Below are 23084 nucleotides of genomic sequence, written 5' to 3'. Positions count from 1 at the left end.
GCTGCCGGAATTTAGCACAGTTTCTAAAAAAATTTTCCCTATTTTTGTGAAATGAGTCAAAAATGGATTTACAAGCCCGAACCCGATGAAGAAATTGTGGATGGACTAAGTTCGTCACTTGGTTTTGGTACTTTTGAATCTAAGCTCCTCGTTTTAAGAGGAATTGACAATTACCAAAAGGCCCGGGAATTTTTCAAGCCGAACCTCACCGACATCCACAACCCGTTTTTAATGGCCGATATGCAGAAAGCAGTGGAACGTATTGCCACAGCCATCGAAAACGGTGAAAAAATAATGGTCTACGGAGATTATGACGTGGACGGCACCACAGCCGTTGCCCTGATGTACCTGTATCTCAGCAAGATTGTTCAGAAAAAATATTTAGATTATTATATCCCTGACCGGAACTCCGAAGGGTATGGAATCTCGACGGAAGGCATCGATTTTGCCAAAGAAAACGGCTTCTCGCTGATCATCGCGCTAGACTGCGGGATCAAAGCGCTCGATATGATCAGCTATGCCCGGAATCTGGGCATCGATTTTATCATCTGCGATCATCACCTTCCCGGTGAAGAAATCCCGAATGCCGTTGCCGTACTGGATCCGAAGAGAAGCGACTGCCGCTACCCCTTTAAAGAACTTTCAGGATGCGGCGTCGGATTTAAACTTTGCCAGGGCCTGAATACCATCTATAAACTTCCCGAAGCGGAATTATTTGAATTAACCGATCTTCTTGCTATTTCCATTGCCGCCGATATCGTATCGATGACCGGGGAGAACCGCGTCTTGGCTAAAATGGGGCTTAAGATACTCCGTAAAACCAGAAACCTGGGATTACGCTTATTGATTCCCGAAGAAAAACTTTCGCATTTTGAAATTTCAAATATCGTTTTTGAGATTGCCCCGAAAATTAATGCCGCCGGAAGGATTTCCCATGGGAAAGCAGCCGTCGAACTCATGGTTTCCGATAATCTGAAGCATGCACACCAGATCGTAAGTGACATCATGAACCTAAATGACGAAAGGCGGGAACTGGATATGAATTCCACGCTTTCGGCTTTAAACCAGGTCATTGAATCCCAGCAGGAAACCAAATACACCACCATCGTTTACCATCCGGAATGGAATAAAGGGGTCATCGGAATCGTAGCCTCCAGGCTGATCGAAACGTACTATAAACCGACATTGGTATTTACCGACGGAAATAACGGGGAAATGGTTGCTTCGGCACGTTCCGTTTCAGACTTCGATGTCCATGAGGCGCTGGACCTGTGTTCGGAATATTTTCTGAAATTCGGGGGACATCATGCGGCTGCAGGACTTTCGATGGAGAAAGAGAAATTTGATGCTTTCAAGGAAAAATTCGAAAGAGTGGTTTCCGAGAAAATCAAAGAACATCAGAAGGAACCCTGCATTACAATCGATTCTGAAATCCAGATTGATGAAATCAACCGCGAATTCATTAATTTCCACAGGAAGCTGGCTCCGTTCGGTCCTCATAATATGAAGCCGATCCTGACGCTGACCAACCAGAAAGTATCGGGCTACATCAAAACCATGGGGAAAGACAACAACCACCTTAAGTTTTACATCCGGCAGGAATCGACGGGAAGAAACATCGAATGTGTAGGCTTCAAGCTGGGGCAGTTTGCCGACGATTTCAGGAACAAATATTTCGACCTGGCCTTCACGCTGGAAGAAAATCACTGGAAAGGCAACGTTACGCATTACCTGAATATCAAAGATGTAAAATTCAGGGATTGATTTATTTATTAATCCTTCAACGTATCAATTAAAATGAAAAAGATCGGACTTTTTTTCGGTTCATTCAACCCGATCCATATCGGGCATCTCATTCTGGCCAATTATATTCTGGAACATTCGGATATGGACGAACTTTGGTTTGTGGTAAGCCCGCAGAATCCGTTCAAGGAAAAAAAATCGTTACTGAAAGACCATAACCGGCTGGATATGGTACAGCTTGCCGTAAAAAATTATCCGGCGATGCGGGCATCCAATGCGGAATTTTCTTTGCCGCAGCCCAGCTACACGATTGATACGCTTACTTACCTTCATGAGAAATATCCCGATTATTCGTTCAGCTTAATCATGGGTGAAGATAATCTGGCAAACCTTCACAAATGGAAAAATGCAGATACTTTAATTAAAAACCACCACATCATCGTTTACCCGAGAATTTTTGAGGGGGAGAAAAAAGATTCCGATCTGCTGCTGCATGAAAATATTTCCCTGATCAAAGCTCCGGTAATAGAACTTTCCGCGACGGAGATCCGGAATATGATCCGTACCGGAAAAAATGTACGGCCCATGCTGCCACCGGAAGTTTTTGAGTATTTGGACGGAAGCAGTTTTTATAAGTAATTCTGATGAAATTTTGTATCGTATTTTTTATTTTTTTTATACAGAATCTTATTCCCGGCCAGGCTTTCCCGAAAGAAGATTCCATAAAGATTATAAGAGAAATAGAATCAAGAAAATGGATAAAGGAAAGGGCATATTACCGGAAAAGAGAATGTTCCAACGATTCATTGCGTGCAGTAAACGATGCTAAACTGATTAATAAATATTTTATCAGTATTGCAGCCCCTGACGGTTTTGATTTTCCTGCCCAAAAAGAGCTTGAAACTGCTTTGAAAAAGCTTCGAATAGTTTGGGGAGGGACCTGGATGGGAAACTGCATAGGAGCCTATACGCCCAATTCATGTTATTATACAAACATGAATAAATTTACGGAAGAAAAATATGGAGAAAATGTTATAAACAATGTCATAAGACAAACTCTTCTGGATTATATTGATAAAAACCCTTCTGTAATTTTTGAATACAATGATCATCTAGATTGGTTATATGAAGATAATGAAGTCATAGCTAACGATATGATCAACAAGTTATTTTATAAAAAATTTGCTTATCCCAAAGGATACAAAAAGTCATCAAATCAGAGACACTCTTTTACAAAAGTATTCCTTATTTTTGATGATGAATCACAAAGATTAAAGCTGGATCATTTTGAGCATCAAATGGATGATTATAATAGGGTAAAATACCTATATTATTTTGAAGGAAAGATTAAAGATTTTATCAATTCATCTATCTTTGTGCTCTCGAAAGATGCTGGACGTTACAATGGCGTAAAAACCTCATTTATCATTTATTATAAATAGTTAATGAATTTCTTAGAAAAATTATTCTCAAAATACCCGCAGGAAAAAGTGATCCGATGGTTCAAAAACATCTGTCTGGCAGAAGCGGTTTCCTGGTTTTTCCTGTTCACCGCAATGATCTGGATCCGGACCAATCCCAAAGATATTTTCCCTATTGTGTACATCAGTACGATCGGCAGCATCCACGGTCTGTTTTTTACCCTGTACCTCATATTCCTGCCTTCAGTCAGAAAAATATTTGCCTGGGACGATGAGGACAGTGTCTTTGCTTTAATCGCGGCATTTTTTCCTTTCGCCACCATCTGGATCGATAAAAAGCTGGCCCGTTTCGACCGGGAATAAAAGGTATTTTAGAGGACCACCAAGATCCTTATTTTTTCAGTATTATTTAAAACTTAACAGGCTTGAAGAGGGAAGCAGGATGATGGAAGTTTTATGTTGACGCATAAAAAATACTTAAATAGCAAATTGATGTGTTATTCTTTCTATAATCTGTAATTTAACGAGATTCGACTGTACTAAAATCATATTCAGCTATTTACTTAATTAAAAATAAAATGAAGGCTGATTCAGCCAGAGTTTAAAGAGTTCAGCCCTACAAGGTTCTTACCGTATTGGTATCATTACTTATGTCATCCTAAGGTTCTCGAAGGATTTTTACGCCGCCAATATCCTTTGTGAAAAGCTTCGGGAACCTCAGCCTGACAGCGCTTGATTCAAACTGGCTTGAGTTGAAATAACGTGAATTCGAAGAAGAACTTGAATTAATCGGCTGGAAGAGGGGTGCCGGATTCCGGAAGTTTCTCTTGTCAAATATAGGATTAAAGGGCTTGTTCATCAAACTGATTAAAGTCCTGAAGGAACGGCTTGGTACAGGGTAATAAAATCCTGTCAGAAGCGTGAACCTTTTATTCGTTCTACCAGGATGAGTGGTTATCCAAAATTCCAACCGAATTATTCTGATTTTGTTTTTTGAGTTAAATAATCGACTGAATATGATGTCAATACGGTCGAATTCACGTTAAAATAATTCTTTACTATAAAGGAATGCAATTCCGGTTAGTATCAGCGTTGCGTCACCCCGAGGTTCTCGAAGGATTTTACGCCGCAGGTTTCCTCTATGAAATAACTCCGGGAATCTCCTTTAAGTAGAATGAAAAAAGATTCACCACCCTGTTTCTTATCGTGGTCTCTGAAAATTCTCTGATAAACTCATTATTTATTTTTGAAATTTTGTTCCGTTATGTAACAAAATGAGGTCGTGAATTGTCTTAATGAGTAATAAGATAATTGATATTAAAAATTTATCCTAAATTTTAGTAACTGAAAACCAAGCATTTAAACTAAAATCAAAAACCTTTTAAGTACTTTGTATTGCATGATACTATATTTATTATATATCTTTGCAATGTTAAATAATAACAAATACAAGCTATTAAACTCTCTAAAAGATAAAGTCATGAAAACTCAGATTCTTATTGCCGCCATATTCTTCAGTGGATTTGCTTTTGCCCAGGAAAAAAAGCAGGATACCGTAAAAACGAAAAGCATCGAAGCCGTTACGCTGACAAAGCAGGTCTTCAAAAAGCAGAGCGACCGTTTTGTGTATGATGTTGCTGCCTCTCCGGTGACGAAAGGGAACAATACTTTCGATCTTCTGAAACAGACGCCGCTTCTATCTACTACCGACGATAAAACCCTGAAAATCGCAGGCAAGAACAATGCGGTGATCTATATCAACGGAAGAAAGACCAATATGGATGCGGAATCCCTTACCCAGTTCCTTAAAAACACACCGGCTGAGAACATTCAGAAAATAGAAGTGATTACGGTTCCGGGAAGCGAATTTCAGGTGGAGTCTTCAGACGGGATTATCAATATTGTTCTTAAGAAAAAGATGAGTGACGGGACCAGCGGAAATATGAGAATGACGAACTCCCAGAATAAATACAATGCCGCCAATGCCAGTTTCTCCGTAAATTACAGGAAAGACAAGCTTGGAGTTAACGCTAATTTAAGCGGCGGCGAGAATATCAATCCGCAGTCGTATGTATTGAGAAACGGGAACAGCTTATCCTCCAACGAATCGGTAGGAAATATCGATGATCCGAACAAAAACCTTGGCGGCTACCTGAATATGGATTACCAGCTGAATGAAAAGAGCAATCTGGGATTATCCTGGAATACCTGGGCCAATAAAAGCTACAATTCGACCATCAATCTTTTCAATACCATCCGTTCTTATGATGCGAAAAATAACGTCTATGTTGAAAATTACACAAAATCCCGGAACAAGGAAGATGCAAGATCTTATAACAACTCACTGAATCTTAATTACGAAATTAAAACGGATTCTCTCGGAAGCAAGCTGAATCTAAACGCAGCCTATCTGAACTACAAAAGATTCCAGTACACGGATAACAAAACCATTATCTCCGATATCAACCAAAACGACCTGAGGCTGAGCAGACAGATTTTCCAGGAACTTCCGCAACAGATCAATAATTTCTCCGGAATGGCAGATTATATCCAGAAATTCAAAAAAGATTTTACGGTTTCCGTGGGCGGAAATTACAACAGGACAAAAACGGATAACGATACCAAAAACAGCAACCTGGATTATATCTATGACGAAAACGGCCAGCTGAAAAATATTCAGAATACATTGTTACCGAATCATTTTATTTATGATGAGAATATTTACGGATTTTATTTAACTTTTGAAAAGAAGTTTTCCGATAAGTTCTCCGGAAAAGTTGGAGCCCGATACGAAATTACCCACAGCTTGGGAACTTCAGACAATGCCTCCCCGGAATACCGGAGAATCGAGCAGAATTACAAAAACCTGCTTCCTTACCTGACCTTTAATTACGCGATTAACGATAAAAACAATATTTCCTACGCTTTCTCCAGCCGGATGAGAAGACCGAGCTTCTGGGAGCTGAACCCGGTAAGGAATATTTTGACGGAAGACAATTATACGCAGAATAATCCTTTTGTAAAAGCATCGTCCACTTACAACCAGGAACTTACCTACATGTATAAAAATTCCTACTTCCTGATCCTGAACCATTCTTATGAAAAAGACCAGATCACCCAGGTTCCTTTACAACGGGATATCCTGAAACCTAGACTTGACGATATGGGAAATCCGGTAAAAGATGCCAGCGGACAGGTGATCATGGATCCGCGTAAGCAATTGCGTTACATCAGAACCAATTTCGGAGATAAGCAGGAAATGTCGGCGATGCTGGGTGTTCAGAAAACCTTTTTCAAGCAGTATCTTACAACGAATTTCAATATCGGGTTCCAACATAACATCAATAACGGAAGCCTGAGCGTAGACCCTACTTCAGGAGACGTTTTCCCTGCCTATGTGAATAACAGACGTTCAACCAGTCTTACCATCCAGACCAACAACACCATTCGTCTCGATAAAAGCAAAACCTGGTTTTTAGGAGTCAATTACTTCTACGTAGACAAACAGCAGATCGAGCTGGGGGTTCTGAAAAACCTGATGAGCCTTGACCTGAGCATCAAGAAAAACTGGAACGACTGGACTTTTGCCGTGAATGTAAACGATGTGCTGAGAACCAATGTCGTAGAAATCGAAGATTACCAGAGCAACGGCAATTACAATTACATTAAAAACGATATGTACAGGAGAAACATCACGGTAAGCCTTACCTATAATTTCGGAAACCAGAAGGTGAAAAAAGTAAGGTCCATCGAGAGCGCTTCGGACGAGATCAAGAACAGGACAAGATAGTCAATAATCATTTCTTCATATAACTAATTATTTTTTGTGGTAAACTCGCCGGGAAACCGGTGAGTTTTTCTATTTTTAAATGTATTAATCTAAACTAAATCTGATGAAAAGGCATCTGTTGATTTTTTTAAGCGTCATGATCCTGATCCTTTCGGGCTGCCGGCAGAAAACCATTGAGCTGGGTAAAAACATTTCGTTCACCTCGGAACAGAATATTTCCTACGGCAAGGATCCTGCTCAAAAACTGGATCTCTATATTCCGGAAAAGAAAGGGAATACCCAAAATGTCTTTATCATCATTCACGGTGGCGGATGGCGCGGCGGAAGAAAATCCCAGCTTACCGGCTTTACCTTCGACCTGATGAAAAAATTTCCTGATAGGATTTTCGTCAATCTGGAATACCGGCTGGCTTCAACATCCCGTTTTGCGCTTCCCGATCAGACCGATGATATCAAAGCAGCAATGAATTTTGTTGAAAAGAAATTAAATATCAAACCGACATATATTCTTCTGGGCAACAGTGCCGGCAGTCACCTTTCAATGTTTTATGCTTATCATGACGATCTGGAAAAGAAAGTAAAGGCAGTGGTAAATATCGTCGGTCCTGCAGACCTGAACGATCCGGGATTTAGAAATTACGACGATTACGCTTTTGTAGAAAAGCACCTCATCGATCCGAAAATTGTAGAGGACCATCTTTCATTGATGGATTTCGGAAGCCCCGTCCATTGGATTTCCCCATCCTCAGCTCCCACCCTTTCATACTACGGTACTACCGACCATGTGGTGCCTGCTTCACAAAAAAAGATTCTGGATTCCGCTTTGTCCTCAAACAAAGTGTACCATGAATCGTATGAATTCAACGGCGATCATGTGGGATGGGAGCAGCCGACTCATGTATCATTTTTAGTTGGGAAGATTGAGGACTTCCTCGAAACGGTGGATCAAAAATAGGGATAAATTTAACGCTACCGACGCAAAAAATGATTCATATTGCAGCCGCAGATTTTCGTTCGCAATGGCATTTCATTCAGCAAATGATAGCTGTGAATATACTCTATTTTATAAATCTTTATATTCTTTTTATATTATAAACAATCTAAAATAACACTATAATTAAGTTAAAAAGATACATAGTTTTCGTATCCAAATCAACTTTTGCTTAATTTAAAGTTTGTTTTTTATTCTGATTTAAAAATTTCCGATCTTTCCGAAGTGCCGTTGGCATTGAAGGCTTCGATCTGGAAATAATAGGGATCGGTACGGTCGGCACCGGTGAAGAAATATTCGTTTTTGCCGTAGACCATGATGCTTCCGTATAACTTTTCCGGCGATTTCCCCCAATAGATCACATAGCCATCGGCTTCGGAATTCTGCTGCCATTTCATCCAGATGCTCCTCCTTTCGCCGTACTTTTTAGGATCGGCTCTCAGCGGGACGAAATTCTGAACCTTTCCCGGAACGGCTCCCGCACCTTTTCCGAATACCCGGAATCCGCTCAGTGCAAATTTTCCCGTCGGCATTTTCAGGTTTTCCATTTTCAGGAACCGGGCTTTGGCTGGTTTTTCCAGTTCCACGTAATCGTGAGGGACATCTTTGGTATTTTTGCTTTTATCCACAACCACGTTCCATTTTTTCCCGTCGTCGGAGCCGTAAATTTTGTACTGATGCATTTTGCCCAGGGTCTTCCCCATAAATTCGGCATCCTGGTCTGCATAGTTGATCTGGATGGCGTTGATGGTGGAAACTTCGCCCAGATCGGTCTGGAACCACTCTCCTTTGTCGCCCGTTTTTGCGCTCCAGTAGGTTTTAATATCCTCGTCCACCGCGTAATTGGAATGGTAACCGCCCAGCGTTGATGAAACCTGAACCGGCTTATTGTAATTCAGCAGCATCCAGCCTGCGAACAGCCCTTTTGAAAAGTCTTTTCCCTGGGCGTATTGCGGCAGATAGGTCGGATAATCGCCATAGGCCGTGTTGCAGTACATCACATCATCCTTGTCGAATCCTGCCGGCCAGATGCCCAGCCTTCTTTCGAAATTATTTTTAGTGGAAATAAAAATGGTTGAAATATGCCACCAGTTTTTATAATTATCTTCAAAAGTGGCTCCGTGCCCCGCTCCCCTGGCAAAACCTCCCGGCTTGTAGGAAAACGGATTGTGCTGCTGGTACTCGAAACCTTCCAGAGGCTTGTTGCTCACATAGACGCCGTCAGAATACCCGCTGAATTCAGTGGCCGGTGCGCCGTACTGCATATAGTATTTCCCATTGTGTTTGGTCATCCAGGCGCCTTCCACGAAAGGCTGCAGGAAAACGTTGTCGTTGTATTCGCCGAAACGTTCCCAGCCGTGGTCTTCGGGTTTCAGCCTTAAAATCGGTTTTACGAAACCCTCCGACTGCAGGGTTTTTGTTTTCACTTCGGTTCCCAATAAAGGCCATTCGTTGCTGGATCCCCAGTACAGGTACAACTTATTTTTGTCTTCATCATAATGGAAAGCCGGATCCCAGGCACCGACCTTCAGGGTATCGACGGCGATCTTCCAGTCGTCTTTGGTCGGATTGGTACTTTTCCAGATCGGGAAATCCTGTTCCCAGGTAGAGCCGAAAACGTACAGGGTATCTTTCATCGCCCAGACCGCCGGTGCATTCAGGTCGTGGATATACTTGTTGTCCCTCAGGAATTTTCTTTTCACGAATTTCCAGTCGAGCATATCATCGCTGTACCAATACCCTTCCTGATTGGTAGAAAAAAGGAAGAGCTTATTCTTAAAATTAACGATCACCGGATCGGCCGTCGCCCGATGTTTTCCCTGCTTCGAAAAAACCTCAAACGGAGTATAACCGTAATCGATATTGATCGGGTTACAAAACGTCTTCTGCTGGGCTTTCATACCCAACATGCCGAACAGCATTATAAACATCAGGAAGTACTTCTGCATAATCTATGGTTTCTTATTTCACAAAAATAAGTAAGTTTTTTTTAATTGTAGTCTTCCCTAAAAAACAGGATCATTAAAAATTAGTTGTTAATATCTCTTCCTTATTCTGTTCATAATCTAAAACAGATACCCCACTATTGCTTTTTATCATAATTTTTAAAGAATCTTTTGGCTTTAAAATAGAATCCCCAACTTTAATTTTCTCATCCCATTCTGTATGAATGGGCAAACTGTCCCTTCCATAAACTACATATATGGCTCCGTGATTAGTATAGTCTATACTTTTTTTGGTCACTATAGATTTGATAGATTTACTTCTAATTTTTTTAAAGAGCAGAACATTCATATCATCAACACTCATTGGGTTATTTTTAAAAAAAATGAAAATGAAAATAAAAATGCCTACTACTATAAACATTAGCCTAAACATTATTGGCGGATATTTCTTATCAAAACGTATCATTGTTCCAGTATTGTATTTGTTCTTGTCCAAGCCGCACCAAAATCTAATCCGACACCAAAACCTCCACCAGCAGTGGTATAGCCATTGGTATTTTTACCCCAAGCGTCTGGATTGATATTTTGCATAAATCTCATATTTTTACCTGTCGATCCTTCAGTAATAAGTGATGGTCCAAATCCTGCCGAATAAGAATTACCATAACCACCAAAATCCTTTGTATGAAATAATCTATCGGGATTTGTAGCTTTAATAGGAATGAAATCAACTCCAGCTCCTAACATAAGCCCATTAACTTTTCCAAAATAATAATAACGTTTCCCTACTCCATAACTATCTTTAACATAACCTGCAGCCATAGTAAATCCAGGCACTATTAAAGGGGCAAATGTAAAGCTAGCCTGAATATCCAAACCATTTACATTAGTAGCAGATGTAGTAATCATACCACCTGAAACCATACTCAATGTTTCACCACCTTCTGCATGCAAAAGTTCAGTCTTATCATCTCCCGTTTTTACTGTAGCAGAGCCATTAGCGTGTAAGTGATACATTCTATCATAACCATCTGCAGAATCTCCAATTGTTGTACTCCTGCCTAAACTTGTATAACCTTTGATTTGCTTATCAGTATCTTTGGCTATGATACTCACGCTAAGCAGGATTATTCTATATCATAATTATCTATTCTAAAAAATGTCTATAATAACTCTTTTTTAGCTATTAAAAATATTATTACAAGTGAATACAAGATTAATAAAATAGAACTTATTTTAAAACTTGGCTGAAACCAGTTCTTATTTATTATTTCAATAACTTTAGGATGATTATTTGTGTATTTCAGATAATAATTAATAATTTTATTGGGAAAAAAAATACCCATTATTCCTAAAATTAAAATTAATATCATAAAAATAATTGTTAAAATGTAATATATATTCATATTATTATTTATTAAAAATAAGTTCATCAGGAGTCCAATTATATGAACCTCCAAATTGGGGTGTATAAAAACCTAAAGTTGTCGCTGTTCCATTTCCTGGAGAATATGATAATCCTCCGCCTACTATATTACCTCCGCCTATACTAAATCCATTACCACTTAAAAATGTGTTCAATTGCGATCCTGTAGGTGTTTTTAGTTGATTTATCCAATTCGCTGTTAAACTTCCTGAAAAGAGACCTGATGATTTTCCTAAACTTCCTCCAAATGGAGATGCGTAAATAGTAAAGTTTCTATCAACAGTAAGTGTTCCATTCCAACCAACAAAAGAGCCAGTTAATGGATTAGGTATTGCAACACTGATATTTGCAGTATAATAGTCAGGAAATCGAAACCCTGGATTTCCTCCTTGACCTGGTTCTCCGCCATCTGCATTTAAAACGGCTTCCCAAGGCTGTCGAGAGGTAATTGTTCTACCAGTAACTGTTTTTACAGAGTATCCATTAGTTACTGTTTCACCGTTGCGAGTGATGCTTCCATCACTATTAAGCATGTTAGTATTCGTAATATTGCCAGAACTATCTTTTTCTATTACAGCAATTGATTTTCCTTCAGCTTTTTGAGTAAGGTTAATCTCCCCTTTTCTTTCAGCACTGCCATCATGCCATTCAATATTTTTTGTTAATTTATTTTCGTACCAATCTTTTACATCTTTCCCATCTGGATCAATAAAACGTACAGGATTATTAATGGCATAATTGTAATGAGAAAAATTGTGACCTTTTTCACCTAAAGGATCTACAACACCCCATCTTCCAATATCGCTCATATAAAACCTAGCTCCATATTCATGCATCCCGGATTCAGTTTGCAGTTCTTTTCCGTTATAGCCGTATTTGTAAACCGGGTTTCCGGCCAGGACGTTATAGCCTTCGTGTTTCATCCCAATAGGATTATTCAGTCCCACTATTTCTCTTGTTCTCCAATAGTCGATACAATTCAACTGGTCTTCTCGATATCTAAAGATACTCGCGGAACTCTCGCCAGCATGGAGAGTTCTTTATTCAAAGAATACTATAATTTACAAATATTTGTATTTATATTCCCCAATTTTAATCAATTAACCTTATAAGCTCACCTAAATACAAAGGTTTATTACTGAGATTACAATCTGACGGAATATTGATAATATATTCGCTTTTACTTTTTAATTTCCCTCTTTGCAAAACTATTGCTGTGTTTTCTACACCATCATAATTTTTTATAAAATCAGCTATTGGAAGATTATCCTTGTCAACAACATATAGAGTATCATTATTATATATATTTTTTACAACATAAAAATTTAATTCTTTTTCATTTGATGCTGAATAATAAGATAATAATTCAATATAAATATTATCTTGAGGTTGAGTTAATTGAGAAAATCTAATTTTTCTCTCAGTTAATGATGTTTTTTCTGTACAGGAAAAACATATTATTACTAATACTAAAAATAATTTTTTCATCTTTCGTATATAGGATTAATTTTTCTACTATTTAATTTACCTGTCTTATATAGTCTATACATTCTATTCATTTGATCAACGGTTAAACCACTAGGTTTCCGTATAGTTCCTTGTATCATAAAATTACTTTTAGGGGTTGAAAATGTTTCAGGTAAATCAAACCAAGTTTCTTTTGTTGCCATAGAAGGATGCTGTAATCCTGCAGTATGGCCAACTTCATGAGGCATAGTCTTATTATTTGTACCATTAATCATATCGTTCACATATTTCTCATTTACTGATATTTCCTTTCCGTTCATTTCACTCGCCGCAATTTCAGTTTTTCCATCGTTAAAAGCATCATGGAATTCTTTTGAACTTGAATTTTTTATTTCTATCAGGGTTTCGGTACTCTTAAGATCTTCTTTATCATCAATAGCTCTAATATTTATGTTTGCAGAAACTGTAATATTTGGATTATTTCCAATATTATTAAAGATCTTTTCAGTTTGTGATTGGACAGCACTGGCAAATTTCTTCATATCAATTTTTCTATTTGAAGAACTATTTAATACGGCTCCTGTAAATGTTATTTGATAGTGAGTTGTATTTGTCTTTTTATCATAACTTTCAGTAATAGTCCAGTCTCTACCATCCGGATCAATCATCATGATAGGATTATTGGCAGCGTACATCATGGGGTTTAAGCCTGGATGCTTTTCCGCCAGCGGATCCACAACACCCCATCTCCCAATATCAGGCATATAAAATCTTGCTCCATAATCATACATCCCAGTCTCCTGCAATTCTTTTCCGTTGTATTTGTAATTTTTATACGAACATGCTCCGAAGAAAGAGTTCCCACTTTTCAGATGATTAATTCTAAACGGCTAATAATCATTCACATCTACGAGTTCTAATTTCCTAAAGTGTTTCTTGCCAAACTAATTCTTATATTTCGTACAGCATAGCATAATACGCAAACCTCGCTGCAAAATGTAGTGAGGTGAACTACAAAATACTAACCAAACGCTCACTCCAGAATTGAGAATGATTATTGAAAAACTTTTATTTATAATCTTGTAAAACTAAAACTCCATATCCTTTAAAATCATAAACATCGGAATAGTTAACTTTTAAAATTAAAAATCTCTTGCTTTTCTCTAAAATTTCTATAGAATTAATTTTTTCAAAATGACTCGGATAATTACCTGTTGATGAAATCACTTTAAAACTCTTTTCATTCTCCTTTACAACAGTAAAATTCCTGAAAATACCCAGAAAGTTTTCTTTCGAAATTATCTTTTCATTATTTTGAAAACTTAAAAAGCTTTTGAAGACTTTTTTATCCTGATCAAAAATATACACAGTTTTATCGTCAGAACTGTACTTTAGAAAGTCACATTGCATATCCTTAACATTAGGATTATAATAGTCTAAAACAACTTTGTTTACTTTTTCATTATTAATATTACCATTTGGTAAATTACTAATAAGTATAGGGCTAAACACTTTTAAGTCTTGACTTTGAAAAAAATTAAAATAACAAAATAGCGTTATTAATAATATTTTACTTCTTACTTTTATATTTTTCTTCATTTTGAAGTTGTATTATTTTTATTAACTGTTTATCAAATAGATCCATCGGAGAATTAGGTGTTATATAACCTTGAAATTTTGATTCACCAAGTTTCTTGTGGTCCTGATCTGCGTCGCCTGTTCTGTCTTCAATATGAGCTTTAGTTTCATGATAAACCACTTTTGTTAAGTCGGATAAGTCATATTCTTCTTTAACTTCTCCTAAGGTAGGACTATTGGTGATTTTGGTATATTTTTCTGAAACTTCATTTGTAAAAAAAGATTCATTAAATGCCATTAAGTGTACATTTTTATCTCCTGATTTTGAAATATCTAATCCTTCAAAACTTTCTAATGACGGATATGTTTTACCAATATTAGAAATTTTATTATCATTTAAAAATGATTCTTTTCTTGTTAAAGTGTATGTTTCAGCCATAGTTCTATCATTTTTAGGGAACACACTGGAATTTATATAAATATCATCTGTTTTACTACTTCCGTATTTATCCCATATTCTTTTTCCTTCCGCAGTTTTATACATAAGATCCTTAGATGCCTTAAAAGAACCATTAGCTGTTAAAATAATAATATCCTTTCCTGACCTTCCATCTGGGTCAATAAATCTTATCGGATTATTAAAAGCATAATTATAAGGACTATGTTTTCTCATTTTCTCCGCTAGCGGGTCAACCACACCCCATCTTGCAATATCCGGCATATAGAAACGTGCGCCATAATCATACATGCCGGATTCAGTTTGCAGTTCTTTTCCGTTATAGCCGTATTTGTAAGCCGGGTTTCCGGCCAGGACGTTATAACCTTCATGTTTCATCCCGAATGGATAATAATTATTTTCCTCAACAACTTCCAGGCTGCTGCCGTTGTTAAAATAACTGAGCCGTACATTCCCCAAATGATCGGTATAGTTGTAAATATACTTATTATTTTCAAAATTGTAATAGCCTTCCGCAGTAGGAATAAACTTTAAGGCCAAGGCGGTTGTCTGACCTTTTAAGCTTTCACCGGATTCGTATTGAAAACCGTCCAGATACTCGGTTGTTTTTGTTTTAAGCTGGGTAACTGTTCCTGACGGATTAAAAGGCGCATAGTTGTAGGTCTTTCTGAGCTTGATCCCATCAGCACGGTACAGGTAAGAGGTGTTTTCACGTTTTACCCCCAAACGCGTATATAAGGCTTTGTAAAAAATGATGTTGGAAGGAAGGTTAAGATAATTGTAGGTTATGTTCAGAATTCCTTTGTCCTGATAATGATTGATATTGGCATTATTGTCATATTCTATCTGGGTCCCAGACGTATCGGGATACCCCCGATAATCAGTAGATGAATCCGTTACGGTATTCAGCCTGTTTCCGGTATAGGTATATGCCAAAATATCGATGATGCCGGCAAAATTACCCTGGTCAACATAAGCAGATCTTTTCAGATTGGTAATGTTTCCGTTCAGGTCATAATCCATTTTTTCAAAATATTCCTTTGCGGAAGGGTTGATATCTTTCTGATAAAATCCTGCAAGCAGCCTGTTGAGGCCATCATACACATAACCGTATCTTCTTAAATGATCGCCGGGAACCGTGGAGGTTTTCCATACTGTTTCAGCAATATTCCCATTGAATTTAGGCTTTACTTTCAGGCTGGAGAAATCAAGATTAGGGGTTTCCATCCCTTCCACCACCGTATAATTGATCTTATAGCCAAAAAGGTCGCTTCCCAAGTTCTGAGGATCGTTAATTTGGGTCATCCAGCCGCGGATGTTGTAAGCATAATCTATATTCTGCAACGAAGCGGAAACAGAAACCCCTCCCACTTTTTTGCCGGTAATCTGCGACAGGTCGTTATACGTATTCTGTGTCAGGATTTCTTCAGGGTTCGTATCCACCTGATGTTTATGGACAAGTAACCTGTTCTGGGCATCATACTGGAAATTCTCTGTGATTACCCTTTCCGTATCGGAAGAAAGCCTTTTATGACGGGTAACGGTCTGCTGGGCCACACCGGAAAAATCAAAAAGAGATTCTGTTTTGGTATATCCGCCCAGATGGTTAAAAGAATAGATTCCGACGGCTCTTCCTCTTTTATCATACCAGCTGTAATTTTTCGTCCAGTTATTATCTTCAATATTTTTCACAAAAGAAGCTAATGGAAGACTTTTGGTGGTAATTCCTGAAGCAGCCGTATCTGTAATAACCTCCTGTGCCAGGATCTGTGTTGGTAATGAAGGAGCTCCTGAAGGATAAGTATCATAGTAATTGACGCTTAAAACCGTCATTCCCGTGGTAGGAAAAGCATTTTTCGTATAATAGACCTCCATTCCATTCAGCGTTAAAGGCGTACTGCTTCTTGCTTCCATGTTTTCGGAATTGGAAGTCATGTTATTAATTTCCGTCTGTAAGGCTACTCTTCCCGCCGTACTGGCAAAAAACCCTGTGTATACCACTCTTCCGAACTGATCATACTTCGTAAATATCCATCCCGGTGTATTAAAACTATTGGATGCCGTTCCGAGATTGGGATCCTGCGAAAGCACCAGCCGGTCCTGACGGTCATAAACCATGTATTCCCAGCCTTTACCCGGAAGCTTTTTTTCCACCAGCCTGTTCCGTTCGTCATATTTGTACTGGTAGCAGAGCTGGTCTAAAGTGGTTTGATTTAACGCTCCGGAAACGGAAGCTAAAGGTGGAATCACATAAGCCAGCTGGTTGTATTCATTATAAACATAATAAGTGTCGGCCTTTTCCGCGGCACTCAACATTTTTCTTATCAGGATGGTTTGCCCGCCTTTGTCTTTAAATTCAATGCTCACATTTCCATCTTCATCGGTAGCCGTATTCTTGTAAAGCTGATTTTCCCCATAAGTTCCGGAAAGGCTGATGGAGGATTGTAAGGTTGAATAGTTATATGTCGCCGTATATTTATTGACATCACCTCCATTGACCTCATATTCCAATCCTACCGGGTGCTGCTGCCAGTCTGATCCCGGCTGCACCTGGCTAAGCACCCTGTTTAAGGGAGATGCTTCCATATTATTACGCGAAAAAGGGAAATTATCACTGTAATAGGTTTGTGCAGCACTTCCCACCCCGGACTGGATGGCTCCGTTTGAAGTAGCCATCGGTGCCGGAAGCCAGCTCTCGGCCTGCCTGCCGAACGGGTCATACGGAATTTGAGTCACCAGGTCTTTGCCTGATGGGGATGCTTTCACACTGACCACCTGGCTTGGCCTTCCCAAGCCATCGAAATACTGTACGGTTTCAGCGATTTTGGGCGTTCCGGGAAGTGAAGGGTCCGATAAATTGGTTTTGGTATAGATATAATTTTCTCCGCTGCTGGGATTGGCCTGTGCAGAGAGGATGCCCGATGCTGCAAACAGCATCCAGACAGGAATGATTCTTTTTTTCATGGATTCGGTTTTATGGTTTATAGTGGTAGTTAGTCGTTTTAATCGTTTTCTTTACATTTCCTTCCATGATGTATACTTCTTTCAGCCTGCCGAAGGCATCATAATCGTAGTATTCGGTCTGGCCGTTTTCATTCATGATGCTGGTCTGCGTTTTATAGAAAGGATCATACGTATAAGTCTTCATCCTTGCATCAACCGGGTATACCCGAACCTCATCAATGTAGGTATAATTTGACCCGATGCTGTAGTTTTGTGAACTTCCCAGGGTAACGGTATTTTCCACATACTGCCAAGGCGAAGAGGCACCTGATTTGCCCCAATAGGAAACAATCACCTTATCATATCCGAGAGCAGCCGGAGGCAGATTAACTATATACGCTCCGGTATGGGAAACCTTCCCGGTTATCGCATAAGCGGTACTGATATCGACACTTTCTTCTTCAAAACTTGTATGGAACGGAACAGAAGCTTCAACAGCATTGTATACCGTGAAGTTAAAATTGTTTTCAATCTGTCCCTGGTATCCGTTGTATCCGATATTGGTCAGCTTTACTTTATAGGTTCCCGGCTTTAGATGTACCGAAGGCGAGGTATAGGTATAAAAGTTTCCTGACGCCGGAGTGGTATCGGTAAAAAATACGGTACCACTGCTGTTATTCATATTTTGAAAACTCGTCTGGTACATTACCGAGTAATTTTCCGGATAGCGCTCGTAGATCCGGTCTATCTTATAATCTTTTTCTTCCGTAATGGTAAAAGTTCCCAATTCCTGATTGATATTCCCCGGAGGAATCTGCAGCCCGGAATAAGACACATTCAGATCATTGTTAATCGTTTCCGATACATATTTTGCATTTTCTACAGCGGCAATCGGTAAGGTTTTGTTGTATCCCCAAAGATACGTCAGCGGGTTGCCGACTTCTTTTTTTACCGTCAGAGGATTGGTTTTGCTGTCATAAGAAAGATAGCGGATCCTGTTTTCCAAGGGACTTGCCGCATCCATCTGACCTTTTACGATTTCCGGCTCAATGATGTTATTTCCCCAATCTTTATAGGAAGTCTGGGTTTTCTGGAGCTGCTTGTTCAAAGTGGTATTGCTGATGGTCTGCTCTATCACCGGTGTCAGAATATTTTTACTTAACATGGTCTGATAAGGCTGAACCGAGCTAAAATCATACGGATACTTATATTGTGTCTGAATGTTTTCTCCTTTGCTATTGACCGTGGTTGTTTGCTGTATCATCAGATTATGCTGATTGTAGCTATAGGCGGTGGAATCTTTGATAAACTTATTAGGGTTCAAATGATCATATTCTTTCTTAATAGAATAATCCAGTAAGCTAACTTTTTGATACGCCTTAGTATCAAATGCCCTGATAGATTGAATATAATCATTGGTACTAAAAGGAGCGATTTGACCCGTTGGTGAAGTTGCGTATACAGGTAAATCCGAATTTCGATGTCTCGGAATATAATCGAGTGTCCTGATAATATTAATTCCTGTCTTGAATTCATGTTCAAAATGATCCGTATAAGAATTGTATTCTTCAGAAATTAAACTTCCAGTTTTTGACTTAATAATTTTCCCTATCAATTTCGGTTCGTAATTTCCTTTATCATTCTGGAAAGTATGCAGGTCTCTTATAAACCCCGTATACAAAAGCAAATCAGGCGTAGAATAATAATATTTTGTAGAACCTAAATTATCGGATAATGTTCCGTTATATTCTGTAACGTCTGAATAAGCAATGGCTAAGCCAGGTGCCAGATCATGAGGTGCAATAGGGCTGGAGCTTATAATATTTCTCTTATAAAAAACCCAGCAATAGTCATTAGCTCCATTTGCAATCGGGGAAGGAACGTCATAATAGTCAATGTATTTTTGCAGATAACTATAAAACTCTGTTGTAATCTTGTTAAATTTTGGACCTGAATACACATAAGACTTTATATTGGCTATTTCATTATCTTTTAAATAATTAGTAATTTTTGAAATTCTAAGTGCGCCAATATATCCACCACTGTTGACAGGTCCATCAAATAGTCCCTCTACATAAGCGCGTTCAAAATTAAATTTCGTTTTTCCACCTGTGGGGTACTTAATTTCTGTTAAAATACATGCTTTTGAAAAACTTCCATTATCAGCATGTCTGTCACCTCCATATCCATGTCCCTGATAATTGATAGGCAACATATTTTCAGGCGTAGCCGAACCATTATTTGTTCCATTATAATATCCCCAAAAATCAAAAGCCCTTGAGAGATACGGAGGCAACATTACACTTTGCTCATAAGTAAAGGAATAATTTTGCGTAACCGAATTGTTTGCATCATAAACATTTAAAGAATTCAATTTCAGCCTTTTGTCCATATCCATACCCCAACCATAACCTTTGGTGCCAAAATATGAATGGTCAAAAGTTATTTTTTTCCTTATAATAGATGGTAAATTCTTAGAAGCAACTCTTATTTCTGAAACTTTTTTTAAAAATTGGAAATCTTCTCTGTCAGTATATGAAAATGTAATTATATCATCATTAGTTTCAATAGAAGATAGAACGACAGAATAAGTTCCGCCTCCTGTCCCGCCTCCATATTCCGAAGGATAACTTTCGGATTCTGCCGGATTACAATTATTTCCATTCATAAATTCTTTTGGAGTGAAAATCGTATTTACAGATGATCCAGTTGGTGTGGGCTGCTGTGTAATATAATTGAATTTTATGCTTTCAGTACCGTCTGCCGAAACCATTTCATTTAAGAACCATTCAGATGACCCATAGCTTGAGTCCTGAAATCTTTGAAAAGTATATAAAATACCATGATCATCTTTTATTTTAAATTGATCAGTTATTGTTCTTTCAATTTTAAAAGGCCGATATGGAAGAGTTATTAAAGTATCCCGTGTTGGATAATTATACCGAAAAATACCGGAAACACCGCTTGGCAAACTATAAAAATAACGATCAGACATTAGATCCTCGTTATTACATTTGGTATCTAAATACATTTCAAGCGAATGTGATCCAGGATAACAGGAACAGCTGGTATCCAAACTACCATAAATAATATTGGGAATAGCTGTCAGAAATTGGCTAGCACTGGAATACGTTTTAATAGATGCTCCTGCTTCATCCATTGTATCTAACATCATTCTTGTAACAATACCTCCTGCATTCAATATCCAGCCTATTCCGATTTCCGATGGTACATCACTTACTTTTATTCCTGAAGCATGGTAGGATATAGATATTGGGAATTTCAACTGCTTGCCTTCGACCGTATATATTGGTATTTCTATTTTGGGTACTCCAGTACTATAATCAACAGGAATTTCTCCATATCTCATAAAGTTTTGAGCTACAGGTGATGGTTTAATAATATTTGGTAATTGATAACTTTGAGTGCTTTGTCCATCAACAAAAGCATTCATAAACATAATTAATACTACCAGCAGATTTTTATGTTTGAGAGATATCGGATTACCTCCAAATAGATTTATTAAATAATTTTTTCTCATGGTTATTTCTTAATTAATTTAGTACTCGCCGTTTTTCCATTATCCGTCTTCACCGATACCAGGTAAGCTCCTTGGATAAGAGGCTGCGTGTTGATCTTGGTTACCTTATTTTTTGTCTTGATATTCTGAAGCTGTCTTCCGCCCATATCATAGACGATAATCTCCGCGGAAAAGTCGGTCCCTGAGCCTGTCGAAGGGAAGCCGATTTCGACATAAGCATAATCTGACACAGGATTCGGATAAATCTTGATGTCTTTCTTCTCGATCAGCTGATCGATCTGTTTATCGCCGAGTTTAATGATCTTCCAGTTTTCTTTCCCGAGTTCTTCAGCACTGGTTCCGGCAAGGATGATGGAGCCGTCACGGTTCAGCTTAATATCCGAAAGCCGTTCTTCTTTTTTATGTGATTCTCCTTTTACATGCTTCCGCCACTGCTCATTACCATTCTGGTCGAGATACAACATCCAAAACGTCTCATCATCATTCTCAATTCTTCCTTCCGCCTGCGTATAACCACCCAGCAAATAACCTTTCGCTGATTTATCATCTGAATTCAACAGTACGCTCATTCCCATTAACATGTCTCTGTTCTTGAAATTGTAAGATTTCTGCCAGATTTCTTCACCGTCCAGATTTGTTGCGATCAGCCATAAATCGGTTCCTTCTTCAATGCCTACCGTTTTATTACCTGATCGTTCCGATCTGGATTCGCCGCCAATCAGGAAACCGGTGGAAGTCATCGCGAAGGTTCTTAAATGGTCATCCCCTTTTCCGCCAAAATTCTTTTCCCATTCTACCTTATTATCTTTAGAAAGCTTGATCACCCAAAAATCTCCTTCGCCATAATTGCCGCTGGCTTTTGGCTGACGGCTTCTGGCTGATGAAAGCGATGAATTTGCAGACTGCTGTGTCATTCCGGGATTTTGATTTCCACTTTCCGTCACGGCTCCGCTTCTGGAGTATATCCCTAGCAAAGCCCCTCCATCCATCGTCGGAATCATTTTTTCAACCTCATCCAGTCCTCTGCCGCCTAAGACAAGCTGCGAGATTTCTTTTCCGTTTTTATCGAGCCTAACCACCAGTACGTCTTTGGAGCCGTAACCTTTATCCGCTCCCTGAGCAGAACCGGAAGCAATATTGCCTGCAACAAAAAACCCAAAATCCATTGTCTGCACCACGGCACGCGCTTCTTCATCTCCAGCTCCGCCAATGGTTTTCTGCCAAAGTTCATCGCCGAATTCATTGATCCGGATAAGCCAGAGGTCCGAGCCACCCTTTGAATCCTCTTTTTTATCCAATCCCTTATTGCTCCATGAGGTGCCCGCTAAAAGGAAACCGCCCTCCTGGGTATTTACTGTTGCGGCGAGATAATCGTGATTTTTACCGGAAAAATGTTTTTCCCAGACTTGTTCCCCTTGTTGATTCAGCTTTATTAGGCTATAGTCATAACCGTAATTTTCGCCAGTTTGCGAATCTGAAACAGGCCGGATTGAACTCCCTGTAATTAAATACTGATTATCAATAGTTGAGGTCACCTGAGAAAGAAAATTCTGCGTCGGAGATTGGATGTCTTTCTGCCAGACCACTTCCTGAGCAAAGAATCCTGAAATCGTGTACAGGGTAAGTACACTGGTAAAAACTTTTTTCATGCTTTACATTTAAGTGTTATTAATTTTTGAAATCAGGAAGATTCAGCAGCGGTACTTTAGTGTAAAAATCGAAGGATTATTTTCTTCAATTGAAATTATGCAGTATGGAAATGCATAACGATAAAGCAACGG

The 23084-nt window shown here is 38.7% G+C and carries 16 protein-coding genes; 6 read left to right on the top strand and 10 right to left on the bottom strand.

All coding sequences use genetic code 11. From position 1 onward, the window contains the following. The first annotated feature begins 51 nt into the window (after positions 1–51). The 6 genes from recJ (at position 52) to CHA01nite_RS04160 (ending at position 7909) form a co-directional block, all read left to right on the top strand. Positions 52–1764 (top strand): single-stranded-DNA-specific exonuclease RecJ, encoded by a 1713-nt coding sequence (gene recJ / locus CHA01nite_RS04185; RefSeq protein WP_146939958.1) that lies wholly within the window; start codon positions 52–54, stop codon positions 1762–1764. 33 nt (positions 1765–1797) lie between these two features. Then, the gene (gene nadD / locus CHA01nite_RS04180) at positions 1798–2382 is read left to right on the top strand and encodes a nicotinate (nicotinamide) nucleotide adenylyltransferase (protein ID WP_146939957.1); all 585 of its coding nucleotides are present in this window, start codon (positions 1798–1800) and stop codon (positions 2380–2382) included. A gap of 5 nt (positions 2383–2387) precedes the next feature. Next, positions 2388–3185, top strand: a complete 798-nt coding sequence (locus tag CHA01nite_RS04175; protein ID WP_146939956.1) for a hypothetical protein — start codon at positions 2388–2390, stop codon at positions 3183–3185. 3 nt (positions 3186–3188) lie between these two features. Next, the gene (locus CHA01nite_RS04170; protein WP_146939955.1) at positions 3189–3527 is read left to right on the top strand and encodes a DUF3817 domain-containing protein; all 339 of its coding nucleotides are present in this window, start codon (positions 3189–3191) and stop codon (positions 3525–3527) included. A 1117-nt stretch (positions 3528–4644) separates the two neighbouring features. Next, on the top strand, positions 4645–6954 hold the full coding sequence (locus CHA01nite_RS04165; protein ID WP_146939954.1) for a TonB-dependent receptor domain-containing protein: 2310 nt from the start codon (positions 4645–4647) through the stop codon (positions 6952–6954). A 103-nt stretch (positions 6955–7057) separates the two neighbouring features. Then, the gene (locus CHA01nite_RS04160; RefSeq protein WP_146939953.1) at positions 7058–7909 is read left to right on the top strand and encodes an alpha/beta hydrolase; all 852 of its coding nucleotides are present in this window, start codon (positions 7058–7060) and stop codon (positions 7907–7909) included. A gap of 227 nt (positions 7910–8136) precedes the next feature. On the opposite strand, the gene CHA01nite_RS04155 is transcribed toward CHA01nite_RS04160, so the two are convergent. The 10 genes from CHA01nite_RS04155 to CHA01nite_RS04110 form a co-directional block, all read right to left on the bottom strand. Continuing rightward, positions 8137–9894, bottom strand: coding sequence for a discoidin domain-containing protein (locus CHA01nite_RS04155; RefSeq protein WP_146939952.1), 1758 nt, complete (start codon positions 9892–9894; stop codon positions 8137–8139). Positions 9895–9967: 73 nt separating this feature from the next. Further along, on the bottom strand, positions 9968–10255 hold the full coding sequence (locus CHA01nite_RS04150) for a hypothetical protein (protein WP_146939951.1): 288 nt from the start codon (positions 10253–10255) through the stop codon (positions 9968–9970). A 98-nt stretch (positions 10256–10353) separates the two neighbouring features. Continuing rightward, complete coding sequence (locus tag CHA01nite_RS04145; RefSeq protein WP_146939950.1) at positions 10354–11007, bottom strand: hypothetical protein; 654 nt, start codon at positions 11005–11007, stop codon at positions 10354–10356. 294 nt (positions 11008–11301) lie between these two features. Further along, complete coding sequence (locus CHA01nite_RS04140) at positions 11302–12240, bottom strand: RHS repeat-associated core domain-containing protein (RefSeq protein WP_146939949.1); 939 nt, start codon at positions 12238–12240, stop codon at positions 11302–11304. A gap of 169 nt (positions 12241–12409) precedes the next feature. Next, entirely contained in the window at positions 12410–12805 is a 396-nt protein-coding gene (locus tag CHA01nite_RS04135) for a hypothetical protein (protein ID WP_146939948.1), read from the bottom strand. After that, positions 12802–13656 (bottom strand): RHS repeat-associated core domain-containing protein, encoded by an 855-nt coding sequence (locus CHA01nite_RS04130; protein WP_228458338.1) that lies wholly within the window; start codon positions 13654–13656, stop codon positions 12802–12804. Before CHA01nite_RS04130 ends, CHA01nite_RS04135 begins: the two co-directional genes overlap by 4 nt. 196 nt (positions 13657–13852) lie before the next feature. Continuing rightward, complete coding sequence (locus CHA01nite_RS04125) at positions 13853–14383, bottom strand: hypothetical protein (RefSeq protein ID WP_146939946.1); 531 nt, start codon at positions 14381–14383, stop codon at positions 13853–13855. Beyond that, a complete protein-coding gene (locus tag CHA01nite_RS04120; RefSeq protein WP_146939945.1) occupies positions 14355–17783 on the bottom strand; it encodes a DUF6443 domain-containing protein in 3429 nt (1142 codons plus the stop codon). Before CHA01nite_RS04120 ends, CHA01nite_RS04125 begins: the two co-directional genes overlap by 29 nt. A gap of 10 nt (positions 17784–17793) precedes the next feature. Further along, positions 17794–21303, bottom strand: a complete 3510-nt coding sequence (locus CHA01nite_RS04115) for an RHS repeat domain-containing protein (protein WP_146939944.1) — start codon at positions 21301–21303, stop codon at positions 17794–17796. A 2-nt stretch (positions 21304–21305) separates the two neighbouring features. Further along, positions 21306–22952, bottom strand: coding sequence for a T9SS type A sorting domain-containing protein (locus tag CHA01nite_RS04110; protein WP_146939943.1), 1647 nt, complete (start codon positions 22950–22952; stop codon positions 21306–21308). Between the last annotated feature and the right edge of the window lie 132 nt (positions 22953–23084).

Origin of the sequence: Chryseobacterium hagamense (genome assembly GCF_007991455.1) — a bacterium.
In the GTDB taxonomy this organism is placed as follows: domain Bacteria; phylum Bacteroidota; class Bacteroidia; order Flavobacteriales; family Weeksellaceae; genus Chryseobacterium; species Chryseobacterium hagamense.
The sequence above is the reverse complement of the archived record's forward strand: the minus strand, read 5'-3'. Positions and strand labels throughout refer to the sequence as shown.

Excerpts from the sequence above, each read along its gene's own strand:
- CHA01nite_RS04165 (WP_146939954.1), top strand. The coding sequence starts at position 4,645 with ATGAAAACTCAGATTCTTATTGCCGCCATATTCTTCAGTGGATTTGCT.
- CHA01nite_RS04125 (WP_146939946.1), bottom strand. The coding sequence starts at position 14,383 with ATGAAGAAAAATATAAAAGTAAGAAGTAAAATATTATTAATAACGCTA.
- CHA01nite_RS04160 (WP_146939953.1), top strand. The coding sequence starts at position 7,058 with ATGAAAAGGCATCTGTTGATTTTTTTAAGCGTCATGATCCTGATCCTT.
- CHA01nite_RS04115 (WP_146939944.1), bottom strand. The coding sequence starts at position 21,303 with ATGAGAAAAAATTATTTAATAAATCTATTTGGAGGTAATCCGATATCT.
- CHA01nite_RS04110 (WP_146939943.1), bottom strand. The coding sequence starts at position 22,952 with ATGAAAAAAGTTTTTACCAGTGTACTTACCCTGTACACGATTTCAGGA.
- CHA01nite_RS04120 (WP_146939945.1), bottom strand. The coding sequence starts at position 17,783 with ATGAAAAAAAGAATCATTCCTGTCTGGATGCTGTTTGCAGCATCGGGC.
- recJ (WP_146939958.1), top strand. The coding sequence starts at position 52 with ATGAGTCAAAAATGGATTTACAAGCCCGAACCCGATGAAGAAATTGTG.
- CHA01nite_RS04175 (WP_146939956.1), top strand. The coding sequence starts at position 2,388 with ATGAAATTTTGTATCGTATTTTTTATTTTTTTTATACAGAATCTTATT.
- CHA01nite_RS04150 (WP_146939951.1), bottom strand. The coding sequence starts at position 10,255 with ATGAGTGTTGATGATATGAATGTTCTGCTCTTTAAAAAAATTAGAAGT.
- CHA01nite_RS04155 (WP_146939952.1), bottom strand. The coding sequence starts at position 9,894 with ATGCAGAAGTACTTCCTGATGTTTATAATGCTGTTCGGCATGTTGGGT.
- nadD (WP_146939957.1), top strand. The coding sequence starts at position 1,798 with ATGAAAAAGATCGGACTTTTTTTCGGTTCATTCAACCCGATCCATATC.
- CHA01nite_RS04170 (WP_146939955.1), top strand. The coding sequence starts at position 3,189 with ATGAATTTCTTAGAAAAATTATTCTCAAAATACCCGCAGGAAAAAGTG.
- CHA01nite_RS04135 (WP_146939948.1), bottom strand. The coding sequence starts at position 12,805 with ATGAAAAAATTATTTTTAGTATTAGTAATAATATGTTTTTCCTGTACA.
- CHA01nite_RS04140 (WP_146939949.1), bottom strand. The coding sequence starts at position 12,240 with ATGAAACACGAAGGCTATAACGTCCTGGCCGGAAACCCGGTTTACAAA.